Source organism: Rhodococcus sp. PAE-6 (genome assembly GCF_025290685.1).
Taxonomy (GTDB): Bacteria; Actinomycetota; Actinomycetes; order Mycobacteriales; family Mycobacteriaceae; genus Rhodococcus; species Rhodococcus pyridinivorans.
The window spans coordinates 1-238 of sequence record NZ_JAOCLZ010000224.1; the positions used below are offsets into that span (position 1 = coordinate 1).

Genomic DNA, 238 nt, shown 5'->3' on the forward strand with positions numbered 1-238 from the left:
CCGACCAGACCGAGGAGCCAGTTGCCGATCCCGGTCGCCGCGTTGGGGTTCGTCGCGACGCCCAGATACGCCATGCCTGCCAGCGACAGGCCGCCGACGGTGACGACCTTCGACAGGTTGCCGCGCAGGCCACCCATCAGCACCACGCACGCGATGAGAATGAGGATCGTGAAGACGATGTTGTCTTCGATCCATGCGCGCACCCCGGTGGTGCTGACCTCGGTGGTCTGGGCGAGTG

General features: G+C 66.4%; 1 protein-coding gene. It reads right to left on the bottom strand.

All coding sequences use genetic code 11. The features are described 5' to 3' along the window. Positions 1-238: hypothetical protein (locus tag NVV99_RS26835; protein ID WP_260783339.1), on the bottom strand; the 238-nt coding region annotated here is incomplete at both ends.